Source organism: Methanolacinia paynteri, from assembly GCF_000784355.1.
Taxonomy (GTDB): Archaea; Halobacteriota; Methanomicrobia; order Methanomicrobiales; family Methanomicrobiaceae; genus Methanolacinia; species Methanolacinia paynteri.
Genome location: NZ_KN360943.1, coordinates 106,342 through 130,451, shown reverse-complemented (window position 1 = coordinate 130,451; position 24,110 = coordinate 106,342). Strand labels below are relative to the sequence as shown.

Annotated in this window: 25 protein-coding genes; 8 read left to right on the top strand and 17 right to left on the bottom strand. The window is 42.4% G+C overall.

Translation table 11 applies throughout. The features are described from left to right. The 13 genes from METPAY_RS13500 to METPAY_RS13440 form a co-directional block, all read right to left on the bottom strand. Nucleotides 1-1,860 (bottom strand): type II/IV secretion system ATPase subunit, encoded by a 1,860-nt coding sequence (locus METPAY_RS13500; RefSeq protein ID WP_048153075.1) that lies wholly within the window; start codon nt 1,858-1,860, stop codon nt 1-3. 21 nt (nt 1,861-1,881) lie between these two features. Further along, a complete protein-coding gene (locus tag METPAY_RS13495) occupies nt 1,882-2,628 on the bottom strand; it encodes an ATPase domain-containing protein (RefSeq protein WP_048153074.1) in 747 nt (248 codons plus the stop codon). Between the two features lie 12 nt (nt 2,629-2,640). Further along, entirely contained in the window at nt 2,641-3,123 is a 483-nt protein-coding gene (locus METPAY_RS13490) for a hypothetical protein (protein ID WP_245611651.1), read from the bottom strand. Then, the gene (locus tag METPAY_RS13485) at nt 3,116-3,625 is read right to left on the bottom strand and encodes a flagellin (protein WP_048153073.1); all 510 of its coding nucleotides are present in this window, start codon (nt 3,623-3,625) and stop codon (nt 3,116-3,118) included. The genes METPAY_RS13490 and METPAY_RS13485 overlap by 8 nt, the downstream gene beginning before the upstream one ends. An 11-nt stretch (nt 3,626-3,636) precedes the next feature. After that, a complete protein-coding gene (locus tag METPAY_RS13480) occupies nt 3,637-4,428 on the bottom strand; it encodes a FlaD/FlaE family flagellar protein (protein ID WP_048153072.1) in 792 nt (263 codons plus the stop codon). Nucleotides 4,429-4,585: 157 nt separating this feature from the next. Further along, complete coding sequence (locus METPAY_RS13475) at nt 4,586-5,230, bottom strand: archaellin/type IV pilin N-terminal domain-containing protein (protein ID WP_306413941.1); 645 nt, start codon at nt 5,228-5,230, stop codon at nt 4,586-4,588. 10 nt (nt 5,231-5,240) lie between these two features. Then, on the bottom strand, nt 5,241-5,861 hold the full coding sequence (locus METPAY_RS13470) for an archaellin/type IV pilin N-terminal domain-containing protein (RefSeq protein WP_048153118.1): 621 nt from the start codon (nt 5,859-5,861) through the stop codon (nt 5,241-5,243). Between the two features lie 13 nt (nt 5,862-5,874). Next, nucleotides 5,875-6,459: an archaellin/type IV pilin N-terminal domain-containing protein gene (locus METPAY_RS13465; protein ID WP_048153070.1), complete on the bottom strand. Its 585-nt coding sequence runs from the start codon at nt 6,457-6,459 to the stop codon at nt 5,875-5,877. Between the two features lie 317 nt (nt 6,460-6,776). Further along, nucleotides 6,777-7,109 (bottom strand): DUF1622 domain-containing protein, encoded by a 333-nt coding sequence (locus METPAY_RS13460; protein WP_048153117.1) that lies wholly within the window; start codon nt 7,107-7,109, stop codon nt 6,777-6,779. 79 nt (nt 7,110-7,188) lie between these two features. Further along, the gene (locus METPAY_RS13455; RefSeq protein WP_048153069.1) at nt 7,189-7,746 is read right to left on the bottom strand and encodes a YeeE/YedE thiosulfate transporter family protein; all 558 of its coding nucleotides are present in this window, start codon (nt 7,744-7,746) and stop codon (nt 7,189-7,191) included. Nucleotides 7,747-7,756: 10 nt separating this feature from the next. Then, nucleotides 7,757-8,254, bottom strand: coding sequence for a YeeE/YedE thiosulfate transporter family protein (locus tag METPAY_RS13450; RefSeq protein WP_048153068.1), 498 nt, complete (start codon nt 8,252-8,254; stop codon nt 7,757-7,759). A 9-nt stretch (nt 8,255-8,263) separates the two neighbouring features. Then, the gene (locus METPAY_RS13445) at nt 8,264-9,631 is read right to left on the bottom strand and encodes a rhodanese-like domain-containing protein (RefSeq protein WP_048153067.1); all 1,368 of its coding nucleotides are present in this window, start codon (nt 9,629-9,631) and stop codon (nt 8,264-8,266) included. Between the two features lie 33 nt (nt 9,632-9,664). Continuing rightward, nucleotides 9,665-11,455 (bottom strand): SLC13 family permease, encoded by a 1,791-nt coding sequence (locus METPAY_RS13440; RefSeq protein ID WP_048153066.1) that lies wholly within the window; start codon nt 11,453-11,455, stop codon nt 9,665-9,667. A gap of 237 nt (nt 11,456-11,692) precedes the next feature. On the opposite strand from METPAY_RS13440, the gene METPAY_RS13435 reads away from it, so the two are divergent. The 7 genes from METPAY_RS13435 (at nt 11,693) to METPAY_RS13410 (ending at nt 17,682) form a co-directional block, all read left to right on the top strand. Then, a complete protein-coding gene (locus METPAY_RS13435) occupies nt 11,693-12,649 on the top strand; it encodes a nucleoside recognition protein (protein ID WP_048153065.1) in 957 nt (318 codons plus the stop codon). 147 nt (nt 12,650-12,796) lie between these two features. After that, complete coding sequence (locus METPAY_RS13430; RefSeq protein WP_048153064.1) at nt 12,797-13,936, top strand: tyrosine-type recombinase/integrase; 1,140 nt, start codon at nt 12,797-12,799, stop codon at nt 13,934-13,936. Nucleotides 13,937-14,061: 125 nt separating this feature from the next. Next, nucleotides 14,062-15,807, top strand: coding sequence for a 6-bladed beta-propeller (locus METPAY_RS13425; RefSeq protein WP_048153063.1), 1,746 nt, complete (start codon nt 14,062-14,064; stop codon nt 15,805-15,807). A 312-nt stretch (nt 15,808-16,119) separates the two neighbouring features. Continuing rightward, the gene (locus METPAY_RS15050) at nt 16,120-16,257 is read left to right on the top strand and encodes a hypothetical protein (RefSeq protein WP_157199097.1); all 138 of its coding nucleotides are present in this window, start codon (nt 16,120-16,122) and stop codon (nt 16,255-16,257) included. Between the two features lies 1 nt (nt 16,258). Beyond that, nucleotides 16,259-16,507, top strand: a complete 249-nt coding sequence (locus METPAY_RS13420) for a hypothetical protein (RefSeq protein ID WP_048153062.1) — start codon at nt 16,259-16,261, stop codon at nt 16,505-16,507. Further along, nucleotides 16,507-17,337: an ArdC family protein gene (locus tag METPAY_RS13415; protein WP_048153061.1), complete on the top strand. Its 831-nt coding sequence runs from the start codon at nt 16,507-16,509 to the stop codon at nt 17,335-17,337. Before METPAY_RS13420 ends, METPAY_RS13415 begins: the two co-directional genes overlap by 1 nt. A gap of 153 nt (nt 17,338-17,490) precedes the next feature. Beyond that, nucleotides 17,491-17,682 carry a hypothetical protein gene (locus METPAY_RS13410; RefSeq protein WP_048153060.1) on the top strand — a complete coding sequence of 64 codons (192 nt, stop codon included), beginning with the start codon at nt 17,491-17,493 and terminating at the stop codon, nt 17,680-17,682. A 45-nt stretch (nt 17,683-17,727) separates the two neighbouring features. On the opposite strand, the gene METPAY_RS13405 is transcribed toward METPAY_RS13410, so the two are convergent. From METPAY_RS13405 to METPAY_RS13395, 3 genes are all read right to left on the bottom strand, one after another. Then, on the bottom strand, nt 17,728-18,267 hold the full coding sequence (locus METPAY_RS13405) for a HEAT repeat domain-containing protein (protein ID WP_169743678.1): 540 nt from the start codon (nt 18,265-18,267) through the stop codon (nt 17,728-17,730). Nucleotides 18,268-18,835: 568 nt separating this feature from the next. Continuing rightward, the gene (locus METPAY_RS13400; protein WP_048153059.1) at nt 18,836-22,189 is read right to left on the bottom strand and encodes a hypothetical protein; all 3,354 of its coding nucleotides are present in this window, start codon (nt 22,187-22,189) and stop codon (nt 18,836-18,838) included. 640 nt (nt 22,190-22,829) lie between these two features. Continuing rightward, nucleotides 22,830-23,333 (bottom strand): hypothetical protein, encoded by a 504-nt coding sequence (locus METPAY_RS13395; protein ID WP_048153058.1) that lies wholly within the window; start codon nt 23,331-23,333, stop codon nt 22,830-22,832. Nucleotides 23,334-23,489: 156 nt separating this feature from the next. On the opposite strand from METPAY_RS13395, the gene METPAY_RS13390 reads away from it, so the two are divergent. Further along, complete coding sequence (locus METPAY_RS13390; protein WP_048153057.1) at nt 23,490-23,720, top strand: hypothetical protein; 231 nt, start codon at nt 23,490-23,492, stop codon at nt 23,718-23,720. A 67-nt stretch (nt 23,721-23,787) separates the two neighbouring features. Here the strand turns inward: METPAY_RS13390 and METPAY_RS13385 are convergent, their stop codons facing one another. Continuing rightward, the gene (locus METPAY_RS13385) at nt 23,788-24,105 is read right to left on the bottom strand and encodes a hypothetical protein (protein ID WP_048153056.1); all 318 of its coding nucleotides are present in this window, start codon (nt 24,103-24,105) and stop codon (nt 23,788-23,790) included. Nucleotides 24,106-24,110: the final 5 nt, after the last annotated feature.

Below are 24,110 nucleotides of genomic sequence, written 5' to 3'. Positions count from 1 at the left end.
CTAAATATCGATCTTCAGGAGGCCCTGCTTTTTGACTTTTGTCATCATATGATACAGATCCCAAAAACCGACATATCCTGCCTTATGCAGTCTCTGGAGGACTCGTGCCCTTTTCTCTACTTCGAAATAGATCTCGGACCTTTTGTGTTCAGGTACACCGAGCATCGTGGCGATCTTGTTCTCCAGCAGGTAGCTGCTCCCTTTCCCCGGGAATTCAAATTCGTCGGTTGTCGGGTTCCAGACAAACATGGCGATGAATGAAAACCCTTTCGTATCCGGATCGTAGCCTACCAGTTCGTTGATGCTGAGCATCCTCCTGACTTTATCACCGTTCGGCCTTGTAACGGCACTCTGGATAATGACAAGGTTTAGGTTGTCTACGTGCGTCATTGGAATATTGATCGGATCACTGCAGAGACGCTGTATCAGTTTTTCGACGGATGCCGCGTGGAAAGTGCTCATGACAGGGTGGCCGGTCTGCATTGCTCCGAATGCGACCGCTCCTTCCGAACCACGAATTTCTCCGACAAGGATATAGTTCGGCCTCTGACGAAGAGCGGCACGAAGAAGGTCGAACATCGTGACTTCTCCCTCTCCTCCTTCACCTTTTCCTTTCCCTTTGGAGACCTGTCTTGTCCAGTTTTTATGAGGTACGGTAAGTTCAGGGGTATCCTCAATTGTAACGATCTTGCTTTCAGGGGCAATGAATGCCGTAAGTGCGTTGAGACTTGTCGTTTTTCCGCTCGCAGTCTCACCGCTCATGAATAGCGACATTCCGAACTCGATGCACATCCACAGGTAGCCGGCAACCATATAGTCGGTCGTCTTCCATTCGATCAACTGGAGAATACTTGCAGGCTCTTCTGCAAATTTACGAATCGTAAAATTACTGCCGTGCTTTGAGACCTCGGTACCGTAGACTATGTTGATACGCGAGCCGTCAGGGAGGGTGGCGTCGACAATAGGATTCCTGTATGTTATCGGCCTTTTGATTCGTTCGGCCATCTTTATTACAAAATCATCGATCTCATCCGAATTGGTAAATTCAACAACGGATTTAAGTCCTTTGAAGATCTTGTGCTCTATAAATATCGGCCCGACACCATCACAGGTAATATCTTCAATATAGGGGTCGGATAGAAATGGCTTCAAAATTCCCATATCGATTTTATCACGAATCAGGAGATACTCTATGGACCTGTATTCTGCCAGCGTCAGGATCACTTTCCCATCGGGAGTTTCTTTGACGTTATGTTTTTCAAGGTTTTTTTTATCGGTTTTGGCTGAAAAATCGGTATTTAAAAATTTGACGATTTTGTCTTTGACTCCGGTATCTCCTCCTTCAAGAGCGGTTATATCGTCCAAGGACTCGTCCGGTTTTTTAACATAAATTATTTCCTTTAAAACCTTCTTCAGTACCTCAGTTCTTTCTTCTTCGGTAACAGGGTCCTCTTCGAGAGCATCAATAATGTCAACCATCTTTTTCTCGATTATCGGCATTGCTTCTGCTACAGTATGCATGAAGGACGGTTCAATTGGAATGTAAAAGTTTCTGACATCGTCCTGATCGGGGAAGATATGAATAAAGGTGAATTCATCAACGGGGTAGATGATGTTCGGGTTTTCCATGCTTTTTACTTCTCTCTTTAATTCGGAGAAGAAGAGGGGAATCCCATAAAGGTTCACAGGAAACATCTGGAGATATTCGAGAAGATGGGGGCTTTTTGCTACGTACTCCTTGGCATTTGCAGGAAGCATCCTGAAAAGAGAGGAAGATTCATAGTTGGAATAGATATCCTCTTCCTCGTCTACTTCTTCAGGCTGGAATGGCAGGTTTATATTTGCACTTAGAGCACCCATCTGTTAAATCCCCTTTAATCTTCAGACTCTCGCGCTGGAGATCGGAATAATCTTCATTCCGTATCCGGGATGCACCTCGAATGAAACCAGATTGCCTGTGGTTTTCCGTGCACCCCTGACCTTTACGACTTCCATAACCATGACATATTTATCTCCGACAAGGGCCTTTTTCATGAATAAATGTGCATCGCAGATTGATCTTATACGGACAAGTGTATCCTCTTCGAATGCATATGTATGAAGAGTAATCAGAATTGTCTTTCCATGGTCTACAAGGTTTTTGCAACTTGTAAGGAAGGCCAGAAGGTCGGTCTGGGATGTGGATTCTGTCAGAAGCGTTAATGAATCGACTACTATGACATCAGCGTCGCTATTTCTGATTTTGGCAATGATCCTTTTCAGGATTCCGCTCATCTCATCCTCCCCCCATTCAAAACCTATCGTATGCATAGGATAGATCTTGAGATAACCCCAGGCATAATAATCGGAGATGTCCAGACTCATTGATTGCATCTGGTTCAGGAAACTTTTTGAGGTATTTTCAGATGTATAAAGATCGACATTCAGGCTGGCTTTCATGGCTCCCCAGATAATCTGTTGCGTTATGACACTCTTGCCGGTATCATTCTCTCCTTCAATTAATGTCAGGGACTGAAGGGGCAAACCGTCTGCAAGTTTTTTGTCGATCTCGGGGTTTCCTGTAGAGAGGATCTCCCTTTCCTCTCCGCCAAGGAGGTCACCCAGCGATTTTTTTTCTGAATCTCCCAATATGATCACCTTTTATATATATGTTGAATCCGATATCCCGTTCGGCGTTGTCACCTGGATCCAGACAGGGGGATCACTTCCGGGGTAGGTTACTGAAATGTTCATTACTTCTTTCGGATCCCATTGTCCCGGATTAATAATATCCGGTTCTATTGATATTTTACTCCAGGTACCTGTCCCTGTACCCTGAGAATAATATATTGGAGAGGACTTACCATTAATTGTATAGACATCCATATATTTAATGTCTGATATGACAACACTCCCCATATTTTCGATTTCTGCGTATATTATTGATCCTGACTCGATTGAGGTGTTATTGATATTTATAGCGGTCCTGACCCTTTCTTCCTGTTGGTTAATCTGATCCGCCTGTGCGGTTGATACAACCTCGGCTGTCGTTAATACGACCCCTACCAGAAAATATGCTGTTATTATCAGCATTATCAAAGCAAAGGCTGTTGCAACTAAAGACGCACTGGCCACATTAACCACTCGTTGTAAATGTTTTAGCTACCGATACGCCGGAAGGGAGTACAAACTGGAAATAGACATACTGGCCACTGGTGCCTGGAATTTTGTTGCTGTTTATATCAATCCGCAGAGTTTCCCTGGGGTCCCAGTAGTCATTGACAGTATCTTCCAGAACGGTGTAACTCCATTCTCCGTCATCGACAGTTCCCGAAAGATCAAGTAAGAGATACTCGAAATCACCCTCCTGGCCAAAGAATACGTCGGATACATCGATGTCGTTCTTTGCAATCCTCGCAGATCCTATATTTTTGATCCAGACTTCCGCATTTGGATCCGATGAATGGTTTGCATATGTATTGATTACTTTGACCTCTGTACGCAAGCGTTCGTCAGCAGATTGGGATGATTCGGAGAATGTAGATGAGGCCTGGTAAATTATCGGGAAAAAAGCATTTATTAATACAGCTGCTGCAACTATGGCTGTAATCAGGAATATTGCCGTCGCAAATGTTTCACTGGACATTTAAAAACACTTCAAACCTTCTCAAGGAGTTCAATCCAGTCCTCTTCATATCCGGAATCATCTTTTGATTCCTTCTTTGTCTCAATTACTTCAGTTTCTTTCTTCTCCATTATTACTTCTATCATCTCCCTGTCCAGTGAGGAATCCTCAGGTATTAATATTCTGTTTAGAAGGTAAAGCTCGGATACAAACTCCTCTGAACTGATTTCATGAAACTCCCCGATGGATTCCGGCATTAATCTGGCTATTTCATTTATCTGCCTATAGGCATCATCGCTGATATATCCCATTTCATGATAAGTTCCTGTCATGATCTCCAGGCGGTCATGGCCGTATTTCTTTACCATCCTGGAGATCCACTCGAACAATTGGTGTAATTTTTGCAGCCTGGGTCTCTCGGCCGGGTTTGTTCCAGCCGGTACCGGCTGGGCCATTGTCCTTATATCTTCAAATCTCTCATGGAGGTTTGAAAGGATCTCTTCCTTTGCTTCCAAAGCGGATTCGGTGTCTGCTGATTTGATATCCGTTATTTCTTTAATATCAGGGTCTCCTTTTTCTTCTTCAAATGGTTCAGGAAGTTCTTCAACCTTTTTTTCAGGCAGTTCGGCTAATGGGGGAAGATTAGGCGCCACAATGAAAGGGTTATCCATTTCGTTCATCCTTTCACGTAAGTCGATGAGGAGTTTTTTTACGGATTTTTTTAGGAGATCAACTTCATCCTGAAGGTTTTGAAGTTTAACTTCCGGATCATCAGCAGATGCGGTTGATAATATATGATCTACCTGCGACTGATTAACTGCCATAGTTACTAATCATTTAATATTTACTATTTAAAAGTCTTTTTTTACTGTAGTGTTATCTATGAAAAATATTGCATATGACTATGCTTTTATTGGGGAAATATTTCCTGTTAACTCTATGTTTGAAATAAAAAAGTAGTTCAGCATTGAGGTGTTTACCTCAATACAGTACATTCATTTTGTAGACCCTTGCCGGTGCAGTCCTTTTTATAGAGTATGCCGCACCTTGATCAGGTCGGATTTCAATACTGAAATCCTCGTTTTTGCTGATATAATTTGGAGTATCCAGTTTAACATATATTGTGAACTGTTCCTGATTTTCAAGAAGTGCACCTTTGTCACTGTCATCGTTCTGAATGTCAACAATCGCCCATTCGTTCTGTCCGACTGTTGATTTGTCCACTACTACATTTGGTGATGTACTGTTGATCGATGATGAGCGTTGAACTAATGTTACGTTATCCTTATTCGAATAAGTGATCGTGGTCCTTGAGAAGTCTATGGAACTTCCGCCTGCTGTAAGCCCTGTGACAAACATAACTCCATCTATTTCGGCATTTACACCACCGTCTCCGGTACTGTTCCCGTAAATATCTCCGAGTATTTCCATACTGGATGAAGCCATGCCGACGCTGGAATAGACAGTCTCCTGCGCTTTTTGTGTAGTAAAGAATCCTGCTCCTAAAACAACATAGGAGAATAGTGCTGCTACTACGACGAAAGCGATGAGAACAATAGCGGCTTCAAGACCTGTAAAGGCGTCGTAAGAGCGATACCCCTGCATAATCTCCTCTCCCTCCGTCAAAAAAAGATTTTTAGTAGAGAATACTCACGTTAGTGATTCTTGCAGGGCCCTTCCTGTTTATTGCGTATGATGCACCTGTGGGCGGCTTAATCTCTATCGTGAATGCTTCATTTGGAGTTACAACTGCTTTTCCAAGTTTTGCGAAGATTGTAAACTGTTCCTGGTTTTCAAGGAGTGCTCCGCCATCTCCACTTTCGTTGTTCTGGATGTCTGTGATATACCATGTATCGGCGACAAGATCACCTTTTGCAGATGTGTTTACTACGCTTGATGAACTGCTTGTTATAGCTGCGTCCCTCTCAAGATCAACTATCTCCGATGTGTTTGTGAATACTAGGGTAGTCTGGGCAAAGTCTACCGAACTTCCTCCGGCTGTCAGCCCTACAACGAATTGGACACCATCAATCGCGGTACTTTCATTATCTCCCCATCCGTAGATATCACCAAGAACTTCGATACTCGATGATGCCATGTCGACACTTGAATATACGGTCTCCTGTGCCTTCTGTGTGGTGAAGAAACCGGCTCCGAGCACTACGTATGAGAATACTGCCGCTACAACAACGAATGCGATAAGCACAATAGCTGCTTCAAGACCTGTGAATCCTTCTTCTGATTTAAACATCTTCATTTCCATCATCTCCTCAGTATAAGGTGTTTACACCCGTAATCCTTGCAGGTGCAGACCTTTCTATCGCATATGCCGTACCTACCGCGGGGCGTACCTGGATCTCGAAGTCCTGATTTGCATCGATCTGATCTATTGGGTCGACAAGGATTGTAAACTGCTCCTGGTTTTCAAGAAGCAGGTCATTACTGTCGTTGTTTGCCATTCTGATAACTCCCCATTGTCCGGAAAGAACATCAGCTTCGACTACAAGTGTAGTGCCTTGCCTGTCAAGTCTGGAAACGTTAGTGCTGTCACTGTATGTCAGTGTAGTCTGCGAGAAATCTACAGGCGATCCGCCTGCTGTAAGACCTACAGTAAACCTTACCTTGTCAATGTACGTAGGGCCAACACTGTCTCCGAGTCCATATACATCTCCAAGTATCTCGATACTCGAACTTGCCTGATCGACACTGGTATAGACAACTTCCTGTGCCTTCTGTGTCGTGAAGAAACCGGCTCCGAGTACGACATATGAGAATACCGCCGCTACAACAACGAATGCGATAAGCACAATTGCAGCCTCTAGACCGGTGAATGCTTCCTCTTTATTCAACTTCATACAATTTTCCTCCAATTTATGAATTATTTTGTTTGCTTTCCGCTAAGCGACAGTATTGGATCCCTCCAATATCAATCACTATACTTTACGAATATATCATTTAAAAGTTTTATTAATAGAGCATTGAGGAGAGGAATTAATTTGTAAAAACCAGCAATATTTTGTTTGTTTTATTTCATCAAATGGTGAACCGAAAAAGGTCCTGTTGTAAAATAATTCCCCGGTGATATCATTCAAATGATAAATTAAAATTTTCTAATTCTTCGTCTCGCCACTCATTATTCAAAGTCTTCTATTTAGTGGTCTACCAAGAAATTTTATTCAATCTGGAACTCTTTTGCCTCTTTTTCAAGGAAGTAGCCAAGTATCGTCCTTATAATCACGACCACTGCAAGCATGATAAGCTCTTCCTGCGAAGGAGAGATTATAGTTGCAAGAATGTCAGCCGCAATCAGGAATTCCAGACCGAATACTATCTTTCCTGTTAGTTCAAGACGAATCCTGTTGTATGAATATGATTTTTTTGCAATTTCCAGCAGGAGAACCTTTGCGGTAGCAACTATTCCGCCGTATATTATCAGTAGCCCTCCGACGAATTCAAAAAACAGAACCAGCAGGTGAATCAGTTCCTCGAACCACACTAGTGACATAAAAACCAATTGGAGGTTGTAATAAATATTTATTATTGGTACCGCCGGGTGGAAGCACGATGTACACGGTACACTAATATTAATAGCCTGTATACTCCAGGCCGGCGAGTACCAGCACAATAAAGATCACGGCCGGAATGACAACGAACCACGGGTTCACCCCGAATTTTTCAGGGATCGTCATATGCCTGAACTCTCCCCTGTTGAGTATTTTTTTATTCAGGGCGGGATACAGCGATCCAAAGATCCAGGTCCCGATCAATATACCAACGATTCCGCCGAAGAGTGCATCCATAGATCCATGGCCAGCTGCACCTGCTACCGTTCCGGGGCAATATCCCAAGATGGCGAACCCTATTCCGAATATCAGTCCCCCGATGACAGTCGATCCTACTGATCCCTTCCTGACGTGGAGACTGACAAGGCCTCTTCCTTTCATTATATAGATGCCAGGCATACCGACGACGATGGCCGTCATAATTACTTTTAAGACTGTGAAGTCTGTCAGAAGAAGCTGTCCGATAATGACATCGTACTCGGTAACTCCTCCTATATAGAGAAAGAGACCGAAAAGCAATCCTATTATTAATCCTATGAGAAGCTGGAGTCTTTTATTCTTCCTTGTTTCCGTCAGCATTCTTTCCACCTCACAATACTCCGTATATCAGCATCGCAGTGGCGATTCCCGCTATGAAGAACATTATCACGGCAATCCAGCTGGATATTGCAAGCTGCAATGCCCCGCTTATCCCGTGCCCGCTTGTGCAACCGCCGGCCCATCGAGCCCCAAGGCCCATGACGATTCCTCCCACTATGGCGAAGACCCATCTCAACAGGGGGTTATAGCCGAATTTCTCTGCGAAAGTATCGGGCACCCATTCGATTGCGAACCCCCCCGTGAGAACCGACGTAATGAATACACCGATAATTATTCCGAGGACAAGCATCCACTGCCAGTCAATTCCCAGCTTGTATTTTTGGTAATACTCCTTATCCTCTGTTTTTTTGCCCCTGAACAGTCTCTCGATCATTCCGCTTGTATTCGAGAAGGCTGTCGAGCACCCGAGCGGCTTGTCCGATAACAGAAATGCAATCCAGCTAAGTATTCCGATGCCGATTCCCGCGAGATATGGTGTCCACTCCATTTCATCACCTCATTTAAGATAGCCTGCCGCAATGTATCCGGTAATTCCGCCTGATGCATTGCAGATATTCCTGAAATTATACTGCTTTAAGATGCTGCATGCGAGGCTCGACCGTCGGCCGGTCCGGCACATTGCAATTAAAGGCTCTTCGGGATCGAGTTCTTTGTACCTCGTCCTGAGATCCATTGCCAGCATATTTACTGCGCCGGGAACGTGCTTAACCCTGTATTCATCCTCAGTTCTTACGTCCAGGAGAGTGTACCCGCCGCCGTTTAGTTTTTCATGAACCTCTTTTGCGGACAGCTGTGGGACATGTTCGGTCTCGTAACCTGCCGCAACCCAGGCATGAGTTCCCCCCTCCAGGTACCCTACGGCGTGATCCAGCCCAACTCTCCTGAGCATAATTACAGCATCCTGCGCCTGCTGCGGATTGTCCGTTACAAGGAGAATGTCTTTTTCAGGGGGAAGGACCCAGCCGGCAAATGTCGAAAAGTTTCCGCTCATATCTATGTGCCAGCTTACTGGGATGTGGTGGCCGCCGAATGCTGCATAGTCCCTTGTGTTCACGACGATGGTCTTTCCGTCGTTCATCTTCTCCCTGAATTCGGGGGGCTTCATCGGCACGATCTCCGGGAGAGATTCAACAGGGGCAGGCCCTTTTCTGTTAATCTCGCTGCATCTGCCGAAATGATCCGGCGCCGGGGGCATTCCGACTGTAAGCGATCTTATGAAATCTTTTTTATCTTTTATCAGGATCTCCCTGTTGTATTTCAGTTCATATCCGATTGTCGAGAGTTTCATCGTTCCTATTGCCTTCCCGCACAGGGAGCCTGCACCGTGTGCAGGCAGGACAATACAGTGTCCCGGGATCTTTGCAATTTTGTTGTTTATGTTATCGTAGAGTTTTCCGGCAAGCTCCTCCGCCCGACCGGGGAAGAGGTCGGGTCTTCCTACGTCCCCGACGAACAGGGTGTCGCCGGTGAATGCCAGCACTGGTTCGTCTCCCCTCGACAGATCCTTTACAAGGTATACGAGGCAGTCGGGCGTGTGTCCGGGCGTATCGAGGACATGAAATTCGATGTCTTCTATAGAGAACGTGGAGCCTTCACCGACGGCGACGTGTTCGAACTCGCAGTTCCCGTTCTTCGGGGCATATATTGTTGCGCCGGTCTTCTCCGCAAGATCGATGTGACCCGAGATGAAGTCGGCGTGGAGATGCGTTTCGAGTACGTGGGTTATCTCAAGTTCTTCTTCCTTCGCTGCATCGATATACCTTTCGACGTCGCGTGCCGGATCAACGATTGCACATGTTTTGTTTCCGCCGATAAGGTAAGAACTGTGAGCGATTTTCTCTACATAAAAGTGTCTCAGAAGCATGTATACAAGGCCCTCCTTTAATAGTTGCAGATATTATGCAAACATTATATAAACCATTCCCACTGCCACAACAAGGAACAGGACGGTCATTCCCCCTCCGGCTTTAATATAGTCCGAATTTCTGTATCCGCCCTGGTTCATGAGGAATGCGTTTACCTGGTGAGTCGGAAGAATGAACGAATTAGATGCGCATACGGCTACGAGCAGTGCAAGTCCGCGGGGGTCGAGTCCGGTTGAACTTCCTATAAATATCACGAGCGGAACAAGGAGAACTGTTGCAGCGGCATTTGACATAAACAGACTAAAGAATGTCGTGAGGATTGCGATTGCAAACATGAGCAAAATGGGGTGGCTCTGCCCTGCAAACTGGATGATGAAGTCTGCAATGTATGCGGCGGTTCCGGTCTGGTCCATTGCGAGGCCGAGCGGGATAAGTCCTGCAAGCAGAAAAACAGTCTTCCAGTCCACTGCATGATATGCCTCGTCCATATCGATTACCCCGAGGAGGACCATTGCGATTGCACCTGTAAGAAGGCCAACCGATATGGGAAGGCCGGCGAACGAGAGCATTATCCCTCCTGCAAAGCACCCTACTGCAACAGCACCTTTTCCGGTTTTCATCTCTTTCTCTTCAACGGGTGTTAGAAGGACGAAGTTCGGGTCCCTGCCAATCGCCTCGATCCTGTTCCACGGACCGTATACTACGATGGTGTCCCCGGTCTTTAGCGGGGTGTCGGAAAAGTCGTCTCTTTTAGGGTTGTTTCCGCTGAGCAGGATTATTATCTCGAGGCTGTAGTTCTTCCTGAATGCGATCTCCCTTATGGTTTTGCCGATCAGTTTCGAGCGTGGTTTGAGTATTATCTCGGCAAATCCTGCATTTTCGTCACCTACCTTTTCGGTTAATTCCTGCTGGTCTTCATATCTTTCAAGGGCATAATCCTTCGCAAATCTTTCCGCATCCTCAAAATTTCCGAGGAGTGTCAGGATCTCTCCTGCGGAAAAGACGGTGTACCTCCACGGACCGTATATTACGTCATCGCCTTCCGTGATGGCAAGGAGATAGAGAGAGTACCCTTTTTTCAGGTTTGCCTCCTCCCTTTTCATTCCGTTTAATGGCGATCCTTCCGGGACCCGGTAGTGGTGCATGCTCCCCGGGAGGTTCCACGATTCGATCAGCTCCTCCTGCGGTCTCTGCGATTCCTCTGCTTCGTCTTTCGAAGGGAGAATGTACCTGCCGAGGAGCATGAAATACAGGACCCCGGAAAGAAGGAGTGCAGCACCGATCGGTGTTACTGCAAAGAACCCGAACGGATCAAGGGCATCCTGCTCAAGCAGGTCGTTTAACAGTATAAGTGGTGATGACCCGACCATCGTCAGGGTTCCCCCGAGTATTGCCGCAATTCCCATTGGCATTATGAGCCGTGATTTGGGAATTTTGCTCTTCCGGGATATTCTCAGGACGGCAGGGAGGAATAGTGCGACCGAGCCGAGGTCCTGCATGAAGGCGGAGACCAGTCCGAGCACGGATGAAATTATTGTCGTAATCTTCCTTTCACTGGATTCCCCGATCTCCATAATTCTTCGTGCAATCACGACCATTATGCCGGTGCGATCGATCCCGTAGCCGAGGATCATTACTCCTATTATCGAGATGACCGCGTTGCTCCCGAACCCGGAAATTGTATCGAGCGGACTGACAAGGCCGAGAATGCCTACGGTCAGCATTATTATGACAGCATTGATGTCATTCCTGAATTTGCCAGTGACAAAGAGGATGATCGCTGCCAAAAGGACTGCCAGCACTAGGAGGATCTCGGGAGTCAAGTTTTCACCACGGTATTAGAGAATATTGCGGGGTGAATTAAAAAGATATTGGGAGTTCAAAATTAATTTATTCAGGTATATCCGGTAAAAATTTTCAGGTCACGGCGAAGTCGGTGATTAATTAAAATTGGTGTAAATAACTATTATTTTCGCAAATAAAGTAAGATGAAAGCTCTAAAGTAGTAGCACTCAGTTACACATATGTTGGTTTCAGTATCTGATGTGGAGTTTTTTTAGATGATCGATCTTTATCAATTCACTATCGATACACTGGTTCTTTCCTTGGACCTGATACTGGCTTCTGTTCCGATGATGGCCGTGGGTGTGTTTATTGCCGAATTGATAATTTCTTTTAATATTACGGATAAATTGTCACGTTTTTCAAGACCGATAACCGATTATGCCAACCTCCACCCTGACTGCGGGATATCTTTCATGATGGCTTTTGTCTCTCCTAAGGCTGCCAATGCGATGCTTGTAAAATACGAGCGTGAAGGGATTATCAGCCATAAGGAAATGGTGCTTGCAGCACTGATGAATTCTTTTCCGAATATTGTAATGCACTGGCGATATCTTCTTCCGGTTTATATTCCGCTTCTTGGATTAACGGGGCTGGTATATTTTTTAATTCTGACTCTTGTCGGTTTCATAAAAACTTTCATCCTGATTATTTCCGGCAGGTTTCTGCTGAGACCGCGGGATTACGAGATCTGTTATGTCGAGGAAAAAGTGAGGCTTAGATTTGCCCGGCATGTAAAGAATGCACTTCATTCATCTGTGAAACCTCTTGTTCATATCCTGAAGATCAGCATACCTGTGCTTATTTTCGTTGCTGCATTGATCAATACGGGTGCATTCGATATAATTGCCGAAAATATTCAAGCTTTGGGCAGGTACTTCCCTATTCCCCCTGCAGGATTTGCCATTATTGCGGCACAATTCGGATCTTTCATCGCAGGGGCGAGTGTTGCATCGGGACTGATGGCATCGGGAACGTTGTCGTCCGAAGAGATAATCATCACGCTTATCGCCGGAAATATACTGACCAGCGTTACAAGGGGAATAAGGTTTTACGGTTCATCTTATGCCGCTATCTTCGGGCCTAAGACAGGTGCGGAGATTCAGGTTTTATCGATCATATTGAGAAATATTATCATGATGATAGTATTGGGTATCCTGATTGTCCTGTGGTAAGAAGTGTATTTTAAATAAGTGTATTTTAAATAAAAGTGCGAGGGATGGGATTCGAACCCACGAACATCTACATGACTGGATCTTAAGTCTCTTACATCCACTTGGCACAGGTTTCACTTAAAACCCGTGTCGTGGAGGTGTAACATAATGGACTCATATTTTGAAAAGCTGCCATCTATCGACGAGGCCAATATAAAATATCTTGAAAGCTATGTAAAGCATCTCGAATTAAAGCAGTTATCTGAACAGACAATTCAGACAAAGGTCTGGAGGAACTATAATTTCCTCATCTCAAACGGATTCAAGGATTCAAAGCAGGTTACTCAGGATGACGTTGAGAATTATTTTATCAAACGTAGAAAAGAGTGCAGCCAGGTTACTGTGAACGGGGAGATCCTTGAGATCAAACTTTTTTTCAGATGGCTTCTCGGAAAAGAAACCGAAGAGGCAATGTTTGAAAATGTAAAGATAAAGCGTGTCCGATCAAGTCTTCCAACCGATCAGCTCCTAACCAGATACGATATTGAAAAACTCGTGAATGCCTGCGACCGGCAGAGGGACCGGGCAATTATAATGTTACTTTGGGATACCGGGGCCCGCATCGGGGAAATCGTATCCCTCAACATCGGGCACATAGAATTTGACAGGTACGGTGCTGTGGTTATTGTAAAGGGCAAGACTGGGATGAGGAGGCTTAGGCTGATATCTTCTGTTCCGGACCTCCAGGCATGGATTAATGTACATCCCTTAAGAGATCGATCGGATGCACCCTTATTCACCACATTCACCAGATATGGGAACGGGAACAAAAGGCTCAATCTTCATACTATTCAGAACATGCTGAAGAGAGTTGCGCAAAGGGCGAACGTCCACAAAAGGATTCATCCTCATGCCATCCGTCATGCAAGATTAACGGATCTTGTGAAGAACGAAGGCGGGAAGCGTGGACTTTCCGAAATGGAGCTCCGTGTTTTTGCCGGATGGGAGAAGAATTCCAACATGCCTGAAGTTTATGTTCACTTGTCGGGCGGGGATATCGAGAGGAAGATGCTTGAGAACGCCGGTCTCATTGACGAGGATCAGAAACAGGAAAAAACTCTTGAGCCTGTTATTTGTCCCCGGTGTAAAACAAGTAATCCAAGTTCGGCCCTCTATTGTACAAATTGTTCGATGGTGCTCAACCAGGAAGAGGCAATCGATGTTGAAGAGTCAATAAATGAAGCAAAAGGGAGTGATGACTATAGTATGCTTCTTGAAAAACTGAAAAAGGATCTTGGGATTGCATGATTTGTCTTTAATTAAAGAATAAAACAGGAAAAATATATTTTTTATATGGCTTACTGTTCTACATAATATAAAAAATCATATATATTTTGAAACATTCTAATTACACTTATAGGTATGGAAACTGCATGATGATAAATGAAATATTTATTCCTTTCGATATTGGAGTAGATGACTTCGAAAATATCTATGTTACAGATAGATCTAAAAGCTATATAATAAAAATTCCTTCCAAAGATAAAAATGTACAAAAAATTGAATTGCGAGGGGCTATTTTTTCAAACAGCGAACAATTAGGCGCAATTTATGTTGAACCTTATGGTAATACATATGTATCTGATCTCTGGTCTGGTAATATTATTAAAGTTGATCTTCAAGGGAATTGGAAGATTGTTGCTTGTTCATATTCAGTTGGTGGATATACTGAAGGTAGTATTGGTAAAGCAGGCGGAATAGTAGTAAAATCAGGAAAATTCTATATTGCTGATACTGAAAATAGCAGAATACATGTATTCGATTCTAATGGGTTAACTTTAGCAACATCATTTGGAGAACCATACCCATACCCCGGGGAAACAAGATTTAATCAACCTTTTGATATTGCTGTAAATTCCTCTGGTAATATTTTTGTTGTAGATTCCGGGAACCATCGCATTTTAAAATATAAACTTAGTGGATTATTTGAGAAACAATTAAAATTAATAGCGAGCTATGGTTCTTATGGAACAGGTGATGGAGAATTTAATCACCCTAAAGGCATTGTTATAGATAAAAAGAACAATTTTTATATTGTAGATTCGGAGAATCACCGTATTCAAAAGTTAACTCCTAACTTCAAGTTTATTCTTAAATGGGGTACATATGGATCCAATGAAGGTGAATTTAAAAATCCAAAAGCTATTACAATTGACAAATCTGGAAATACTTATGTTGCAGATGTCAACAATAGACGTATCCAAAAATTTACTCAAGAAGGCAAATTCATAACAGAATGGACCTCCTATGAGAATGTTAGTGGAGAATTAAATTGTCCAGAGGGCATAGCAGTTGATGGATCAGGAGATATCTATATTTCTGATACTGGAAATAATCGTATTCAGAAATTCTCACCTGATATGAACTTCGTCCTTAAGTGGGGTTTGGGGGGAGAATCTTCTGGGATGTTTCATCAACCAAAAGGTATTGCTGTTAATAACACTGGAAATATTTATGTTGTTGATAGTAGCAATCACCGAATTCAAGTATTTTCATCAAAGGGTGAATTTATAGACTCAATCGGCTCAGAAATTAAAATATTTGATATTAATTACATTGTAACTTATGAAATAGACGATCTGGTCAATGACGGATTATTCTCATATCCCTCAGCTATTTCGTTTGATAAATTGGGGAATTTTTATATTGTCGATCATTCAGTACATCGTATTCAAAAGTTTACTCCTGGGGGAACTTTTATCACTAAATGGGGTTCTGAGGGTTCAGGGGAAAACCAATTTAAATATCCAAAAGATATTGCAATCGACAGTTTTGGTAATGTTTATGTGACTGATTCTGGTAATAATCGAATCCAAAAGTTCACATCTGAAGGAACATTTATCGATACGTGGAGAGGATATGAGAAAGAATGTGGTGGAGAAGAATTTAATGATCCTTCAGGTATCGCTATTGATAAATTAAATAATATTTATATTATTGATTCTGGTAACAACCAAATTAAAAAGTTTAGTTCTGAAGGAGAATTTATCGGAAATTGGAGAATGTATAAGAAAGAATGTGGCGGAGAAGAATTAAAAGAGCCCTCTGCTTTAGCTGTTGATAGTTCAAATAATATTTACGTCGTTGATTTTGGATATAGCACGATTAAAATGCTTTAAAAAGTAAAATATGCAATTTTATTTTTACCGAAAATTTGCTTTTTGAGAGCTAGGAGAAGTTAATTCTTCTGCAAAATTATTTCAGTTGAACCCGAAGACATTCCTAAATAACCGCCCAAACAGCCGTGCGAATCCGCTCCTCAAATCTTTTCGTCGCTCCCCTGCACGGCACTGTAAACCTCCTCTTGCAAACGCGGGTCTCCGTCAAACGGGTAAGCCGGTCGCTCCTGGGGAGCGACAGCCATACTCCGTTTGCCGTTTTACCCCCGCATTCAGTCGGTCGCGGTTAAGCACCGGCTGAGGTAGATCTAAATGACTACAATAATGAACAGAAACGGGGCGGCCTTCCCGCAAAAGATCGCCGCCCGCATAGCTCTCGTCGAGCTAAGTATCGAATTCGACCAGAAAACATATCAGCTTTTCGCTGACCTGCCCGCCGAGGTGGACTGAAATGTCCCGGCTGAGCGACGCGATTCCTCTGCATGCACTTGAAGACATTGCACTCCTCGATGAGCGTGCAGTCGAGCTTGAACGAAGGGCACACTCGATGCTCTACGAGGCCGAAGACCTCCACCGGCGGGGAGAGTGCATCCGTGAGCACTACCGGGACGAGGTCGGGAAGCACGGATACGATGAATGTGTTCGCCGGGCCCAGGCCGATGACAACTGCTACACCGCAAGGGCAAGGGGTGTCTGCTGATGGCGAACGTCTACGAGATGGTCCGGGAGAGGATCATCTCCTCTCTTTCCTCCGGAACTATCCCCTGGCATCAATCGTGGAAGAACCTGTCGCCGTGCAATGTTCTGACGGGAAGGCCCTACCGGGGCATTAACCGTCTCCTCCTCTCCGGGCATGAATGGTGGGGGACGTACCGGCAGATCAAGCAGCTCGGCGGGTATGTCCGGAAAGGCGAGAAGGCATCCGGGCTTGTTGTCTTCTGGTCCTTCGAAGAGGCAAGGCCGATTGTGAATGACCAGGGCGACGAGGTCCTTGTGATGTCGCAGCGGGAAAAACCACTTGTCAGGTATTACTGGGTCTTCAACCTCTCGCAGTGCGAAGGGATCGAGAAGGAAGAGGTCGGCGAGGTCCGGGCGATCACGTCCTGCGATGAAGTGATCGAAAGGAACTCTCCGAAAGTCACCCAGGGGCCGCCGGCATATCTCCCGACTCCGGATATCATCCACATGCCCGATATGGAGCGGTTCGAATCTCCGGAAGAATACTACTCGACCTACTTCCATGAACTGACTCACTGGACCGGGCATGAATCCCGCCTGAAGCGTCCGGGAATAACCGGGCCGATCCGGTTCGGGAGTGAGCGGTATTCCCGCGAGGAGCTGACGGCCGAGATGGGTTCTGCCTTCCTGTGTGCGATGACCGGAATCGACATGCCCGTCATCGAGAACCAGGCGGCTTATGTCGCGGGATGGCTCCGGCACATCAGGAACGGCACGGTCGTCGATGTCATCCGGGCTGCGGGAGATGCACAGCGGGCGGCGGACTTCCTCACCGGGGGAGGGGAAGAATGAATTCTCTTTTTTTGTACCGGCCGGGATTGCTCGCTTGTTATACTCACTCCCCTGAACAGAGTTCATGCCCGAATCGGAATCCATGCATATGTATAAGAAAAATGAAATGATGCTTTTAAAAAATGTCGTAGAGCCCGGATGAATGTTCATGTAATGGTTGATGTGGAGACTAATCCGGTTCCGATCTTGAGATCACTAATGAGGAAACTCAGGGTGGAGTCCGTATCTTCAACAGAAAAAAAATACATGATCGTCATCTTCAGAGGTTCTAAACAGGTCTGCGGGAGGGATGTAAAGCCCCTGTTGCTTCTTTCCGGTCGACCTGTTTATTCTTTATCACTCTGAATTCGAATAGGCATTTAGAGTTATGGATTCGAATAAATTTTTGAGTTATGAATTTACTTTTTCCAGCCCTGACAAGGTATTTCGGACTACCTCCCTGACACTAGAATCATCATCAGAGAGCAGCGGGGAAATGAAATCCATCGCCTCTATGTATCCCATCCTTCCAAGAGATTCAACAGCAGATTTACGTACATCCACCTTTTTATCCTGGAGAAGAGGGATCACCGGCAATGCCGCTCTGTCATCACCGATCATCCCGAGAGCACGAACAGCACAAAGTCTTAACCATTTATCATCGCTTTTTAGAAAAGGCACTAAAAGCGGGACTGATCCGGGATTTCCGAGATTTCCCAGAGAGTTTATTGCGATAAATAGATATTCGGATTCATTTTCAGGATTAAGCGTCTGTTCCAGGTGTTTTACAGCACGCAGATCCCCGAAATTTCCAAGAGCTTCCGCAGCCTTAATACGGTACGTTAAATGGGGGTGATTTAGTTGTGCGACATATATATCGAAGTTTTCTTCTCCACGCCTTTCTTTTTCTTTCCTATAACGCTCCATCGGAGTCAACTGTTTCTCTTCCATATCTGACATCATCTCCTGGATAGGGATTATGCATTTTATTAGAATTACAGGTCTTTTTTTAAAGGCTTATAATAATTATTAAAATATGTTGTATGTGTAACAATTATTGTAAAAAGAACTAAGAAAATTAATATAAGATATAATTTTTATTAAAAATAGTGTTAATAAATAACATTGCTTTGAGAATATACGCGCACAAAAAAGGCAATTCGTTTTTTTGTGTACCGGCCGGGATTGCTTGCTCTCGCACTAACTCTTCGAGTAAGTGCTTCGCATGAAACGAGTTCATGCTCAATGCCGGAACCCATTCGGATTCCGGCGAGCTTCGCAACACCGGCCTTGTTTTCTCCGGCTGAGCTGGATTGTTTTACGCCCGCCGGGTCCTTGCCTTTTCGTCTCGGCCCCTGCCGGCTGTGTGTGTGGGATCCCCGCCGCTCCGCATCACCGGCCGGTGGCCGGGCATGCTCCGCGGGGGTGAATAACCACTGCTAGTGTTCTGGCACCCATAATGGACATTGAATGTTATAAAAAGTTTAATTGATAGGAATCCAGAAATTTCTGAAGAAAATTAAAAATATGTTGCCAGACTGAAAAAGTAATTTTGAGTAGGGAGATGATCTGTTGCTAATAGTTCCACCTTAAATTTGTAATAGTATAACATTTCATATTTTTTAGAGTAATCAATTTTTTGTGTCTTATCATCATTATTTTGCATTTTCTTGTACTGATTAATAAGTTCGTCATAAAAGCAATGGAGGTTCAAATAATCGGATTTTGTACCTTTTTTTACGAGTTTTATTAAATCAATAAATTTTATGTTAACTGAATTTTTATTAATACTTAAAAATACATTGTAATTCTTCAATTCACTATTGAAAGATTCTGATTCTGAACCGTATAGACAGCGTAAATCATTGATATTAACTGATATTTTATTATTATACAGCTCCAATCCTTTAATGCGGTCACCGAAATCTAAATACAATCTGCTTAAGTTTAAAACGGTCCCCATATAAAGGCAATGTAATCCATTAACTGGCCCATATTTGAACGAAAGGTCAAGAATTTCTATATATTTTTCTTTTGCCTCTCCTAAAGGACCCTCTTTTGGATCTAAACCATTGTTTTTTGAATATAATCCATAGATATAAAGAGCATTAGCCAGATTCAATAAACTGGCGATATAATAAATACTATCTTCTTTGTAAAATTTTTTAGCGAGTTGAAAAGCTTCAATAATATTTATCAATCCAGTTTCAAATTTTTTACAGGCATAACAGATTCTTGTTAAGTTTTGTAGGGGAAGAATATAACTAGGATGATACTCGTTCAATCCCTCGGGTTTAATCTTTATTGCATCAGAACACAATTTTTCAGCTTCATCGAAATCTTCTAAATTGTATAATATTTTTGTCTTTATTAATAAAATCGATAAATAATCCAAATTTTCACGTGAACTGGATTTTTCGAAAGAATTTAGCTCTTTATCACAACAATTTAAAGCAGAATTAAAACAGGAACTATAATCAAAACTAATTTTAGCGTCGATTTTCTTTATTTCTTCAAAAATTTCATCCTTTGACTTTGAGTCTGGATGTTTTTTTAAATATTCACCATATTCGTTTAAATGTATAGCTTTTAGCATCGAACATATTATCGATAAAGAAGGAAATTTTTTTCCAAAGTATAATTTTTTTCTAAGTTTAATTTCAACGTCGATTTTCTTTATTTCACTAAGAGTATCACCCTTTAACTTTAAGGCTGGAATTTTTTTTAAATTTTCACCATATTTTTTTAAATGCATGGCTCTTAGCATCGAACGTATTGTCGATAACGAAGAAGAACATATTTCGTATCTAATTTCACTTCCTTCATTGACATATTGAAATGCTAATTTGAAATTTCCCAATTCAATATTTAAAAATGAAGCGTACAGACAACCAGCCGCGTACAAATGATTATTTCTACCATTAAAAGCATATTCTCGAATTTTCAAAGCTGTATCCATAATTTTTAGTGCTAAATCATTATTAAAATCCAGTCGAAATATGGATACATAAGATGAAAGAATAGCCGCAATGGCTTTATGGCATTGACCATATTCTTTATAATGAATGGTAGTAGCAATTTTACAATTTTCTTTTGCTAATTTTATTCTTCCCCAGTCGGTATATAACCGTGCTAAATGGCCTACTGAGGCTGCATAATTAATATTTTCACCGTATTTCTTTAATAGAATCTCCTTTGCACGGATTAATTGGCCTTCAGCAGTAAGATAGTCCCCATTGATAAAACAATAATTTGCTTGGTATGTAAGTAAATTTGCGTAGGAAAGATACTCAGTACCTAAATTTATTCGAATAAACCGTAATATTTCACCTAACATCAAAATAAACTTTTTATTGAAATTATAATCGATTTTTGAATCTGGATCATTAATTGTTTTAATTATTTCAATGCAGAAATCTACAATATATAAATCATTTTCTATATTACCTCCATGTTCCATTGTTCTTTCTTTTAAACGTTTCAGTGTAATCATTACTTCTTCTAATTGCTGTGAAAAATTATCATCTAGTTGCTTATTTCCTGAAATACCTGTAGATCTTTCATATAATGAAATACAGATATATGTGAGGATAAATGAATATTGTGGGTATATTGAATAGAATTTTTCTTGATCCCAACTATCTAAGTAATAATTAAGTTTTGGAAGGATGTTATCAGAATTCTCTATGCCATTATCAATGAATTGATAAAATAGATAAAAAAACCCCCATCCTATAGCAACTAATGCCGTTTCTAATTTTTTAGAATAAGCATTTCTATAAGCTAAATCTAAAAAGATTAAAGAATCTCTATATATTATATTACTTAATTTTTGAGAGGAGCCATTATCTTTTTGGTCATTTGGTTCCAATTTTTTTTCTAAATTAATTATTGCTTGAACATGAATTGTTAATATTTCTATTATAATGATGAAACCGCGTTCATATTTACTCTCTACAGACATCGAACAGCAATCATTTAAAACAAAGATAAATAGTGAGTTAATTTCTTCTCTTTGTATTGGAGCGAGATCTAATGTTGGATCTCTTTCATTAGACAATTCTTTTTTACTATTTTGGAAAAGAAGATTGAAAAAACTATAAAGATTATCTTTCTCTAAATTTTCTAATTCAGCAGTAGTAATATTATTTGAAACTCTTTTAGACTTATTATCTTCATTGGCATTTGGATCTTTGTATTGGCAGAACGGTTTAAATAGTTCTTTTTGCAGTTGGTTTAAACCATGAAAAAAAGTTGAACTTTCATGATTTAATATTGATTTTGATAAAATATCCAATATCTGTTGAATATAAAAATCATTATCCTTATCATCCTTATTTTTTGAGATTATAGTTTCATTAAGATTAGAGGTTAATCTATTAAGAGTATTTTTAACATTTGTGTATTTAATTATATGTCTTATTAATTTATGAAAACTCCAGAATACATAGAAGGTTATTATTATAATCAAAGCATATAAAATATCTAAACATAATGGATAATCGTGATCTCCACTATTTAAAACATCTATAAAAATAAGAGTTAAAATTTCTATTACAATACATAAACCATAAACAAATATAGGCATCCTAATATCATTATCATTTATCACTGAATCTGTCGCATTAGGAGTCTGATATCTCCCTATTAACTGAGATATTATAATTAATGATGATAAAATTAGAGAGATAACAACTATTTGAATTCCAATTACTGCAACTAATAAAGGGTGTAAATAACTAAAATCTGAATGAGCAGAAATGTTAAGTATATATAAAATAATAGCGACTATAATAAAAAGTAAGGCCATAAAAATACAAATTTTAAATTGGTTAATCTTATCTCTATTTATTAATAAACACGCATTTTTCATCTATTAATTAATAACTGTTGTATAACAACTATTAATACTTTGAGTGCGTCCAATTACCCCTGATTCCGTCTGGACGTACTCATCTTACCACTCTTTTTTCATCAAATCTCATCCCCCCAAAAAACTGCCAATTTTTGACAGGATGTTTGAGGAGCTCGGAAATGCCGAAGACTTAGAATCCAATCTCCTCTTGAAAAACACGGCAACCATCGAATAAATCCTCTCATTTAGTTCTCATAATCCTCCGTATGATCTGCCATATTTGATTAATATTTTCAATTTTTTCAAGAAACAAAAAAAATCATCTTTCTGCTATGCGAATCTTAGAAATAACGCCTGTCCTAAAAAAACGCCCAAATCGCCATTTTTCGGACCCACACAGAAGCCTCAGAATGGACGATCTCAGGCTCCGAAGGGGTAAACATCGTCTGGAAAATTAGAGGCCCTCTCCGCCCTCATATGAAAATCAATAAAATAAGCGTTAATCCTAAAAATTGCCCAAATAATGCCCTTTTATGAAACTAAACTCCAACAAGGTATAATCCGATCTCAAAAAAGCCCGAAAGGAGCCCAAAATAAGCTTATTTTCCCCGGAAAGGGGGTCGAAAAGAGTCTCCCTCCCCGGTGTTCGAAATTCTGTTCAGGCAAGAGCGGACACAGTGTCGGCCCAAGTCTCGACAACGGTCAGGATGGAGTCGTCCTCGTAAGAACTGATCCTGACCTTGTCACGACTGAAGGTGACATAGTAGGTTTCGCTGTTTGCGTCATGGCACTTGAGCTGGCAGGAATAAGTATCGCTGTCTGCATCGCGGACGGGATCACCGCCAACGGCAACGGCAAGATCGGCGTCTGCGACGATTGCGCCGGCAGCACTGTTCATTGAAGAAACAGTGGGACACTTGACGGAAAGAGTTCCGACCTTTTCTGCCGCATTGTCCTCGAAGACGATCTTCGCAGTATAACTCTCACGGTTGACCTCTACCCCGTCATGCGACACACCGCTCTGAGTGTACGCGGTGCAGCCGAAGGGGTTGTCATTGATCACCGACTGGATGATACTCTGGAAAGTTGCAACGTCTGCGATGGAGGCTGCAAGCTCACGAGTGGCCGACTTGGTGTTGGTAGTTTCGATGAAATCTGCCATTCGTTTTTTCTCCTGCCTGCCTTTTCCCCGGGTACTGGAACAGGCATTTAATTACTCGATCTTTTGGGTAATTAGCGTGACTGTATCAGGTAGTTGATACAGTTCGATTTATCCCTGTTTCTGCCGAATTTATCCGCAGGAGTAAACGAACGCACAATGAAAGAAGAGAAGAGTAACAGGGACATGATCGTCGAGACGAACCGGGACGTGAAGTGGATCTGCAGGACGCTTGAGGAGATGAAGGAGTCCATCGGGGACCACGAGAACCGCATCCGGGATCTCGAAGGTTTCAAGTCGGAGTCGGCGGGCCGCGAGAGGCAGATCTCCGCCGGGGTCGGGGCCGGTGCGGGCGGTCTTGTTGCTGTACTGATGAGGTTTCTGCAATGACGGACGTCATTGGCGAACTCTTTGAAATTACGGAGCAATTTCATGGGGTTTTTTGGTGGGTTTTAATTCACTGGTCCTGTGATTTAAACGGAAGCGGCACACTTGCCGAATGGCTCTTCTTAACAGTTTTCTCCTTTAATTTTAACGAGTTCCAAAACCCTGCAACGGCTGTTATCCAGTAGAACCCGAACATCGCCGCCAGGTAATAGTTCGATGAGTAGACGCCTTCGAAGAACCATATCAGGTTTGCAATAATCCAGCATGAGAATCCGGAAAGTCTTGATGCGGCCTTCTTCCCTGCTACAAGGGCGGCCCCTGATATTCCCAGGATTACGGCGATGGTCTGAAGGGGGTCGATGGCTGCGAGTAGTTCTGTAATTGTCATTGTTA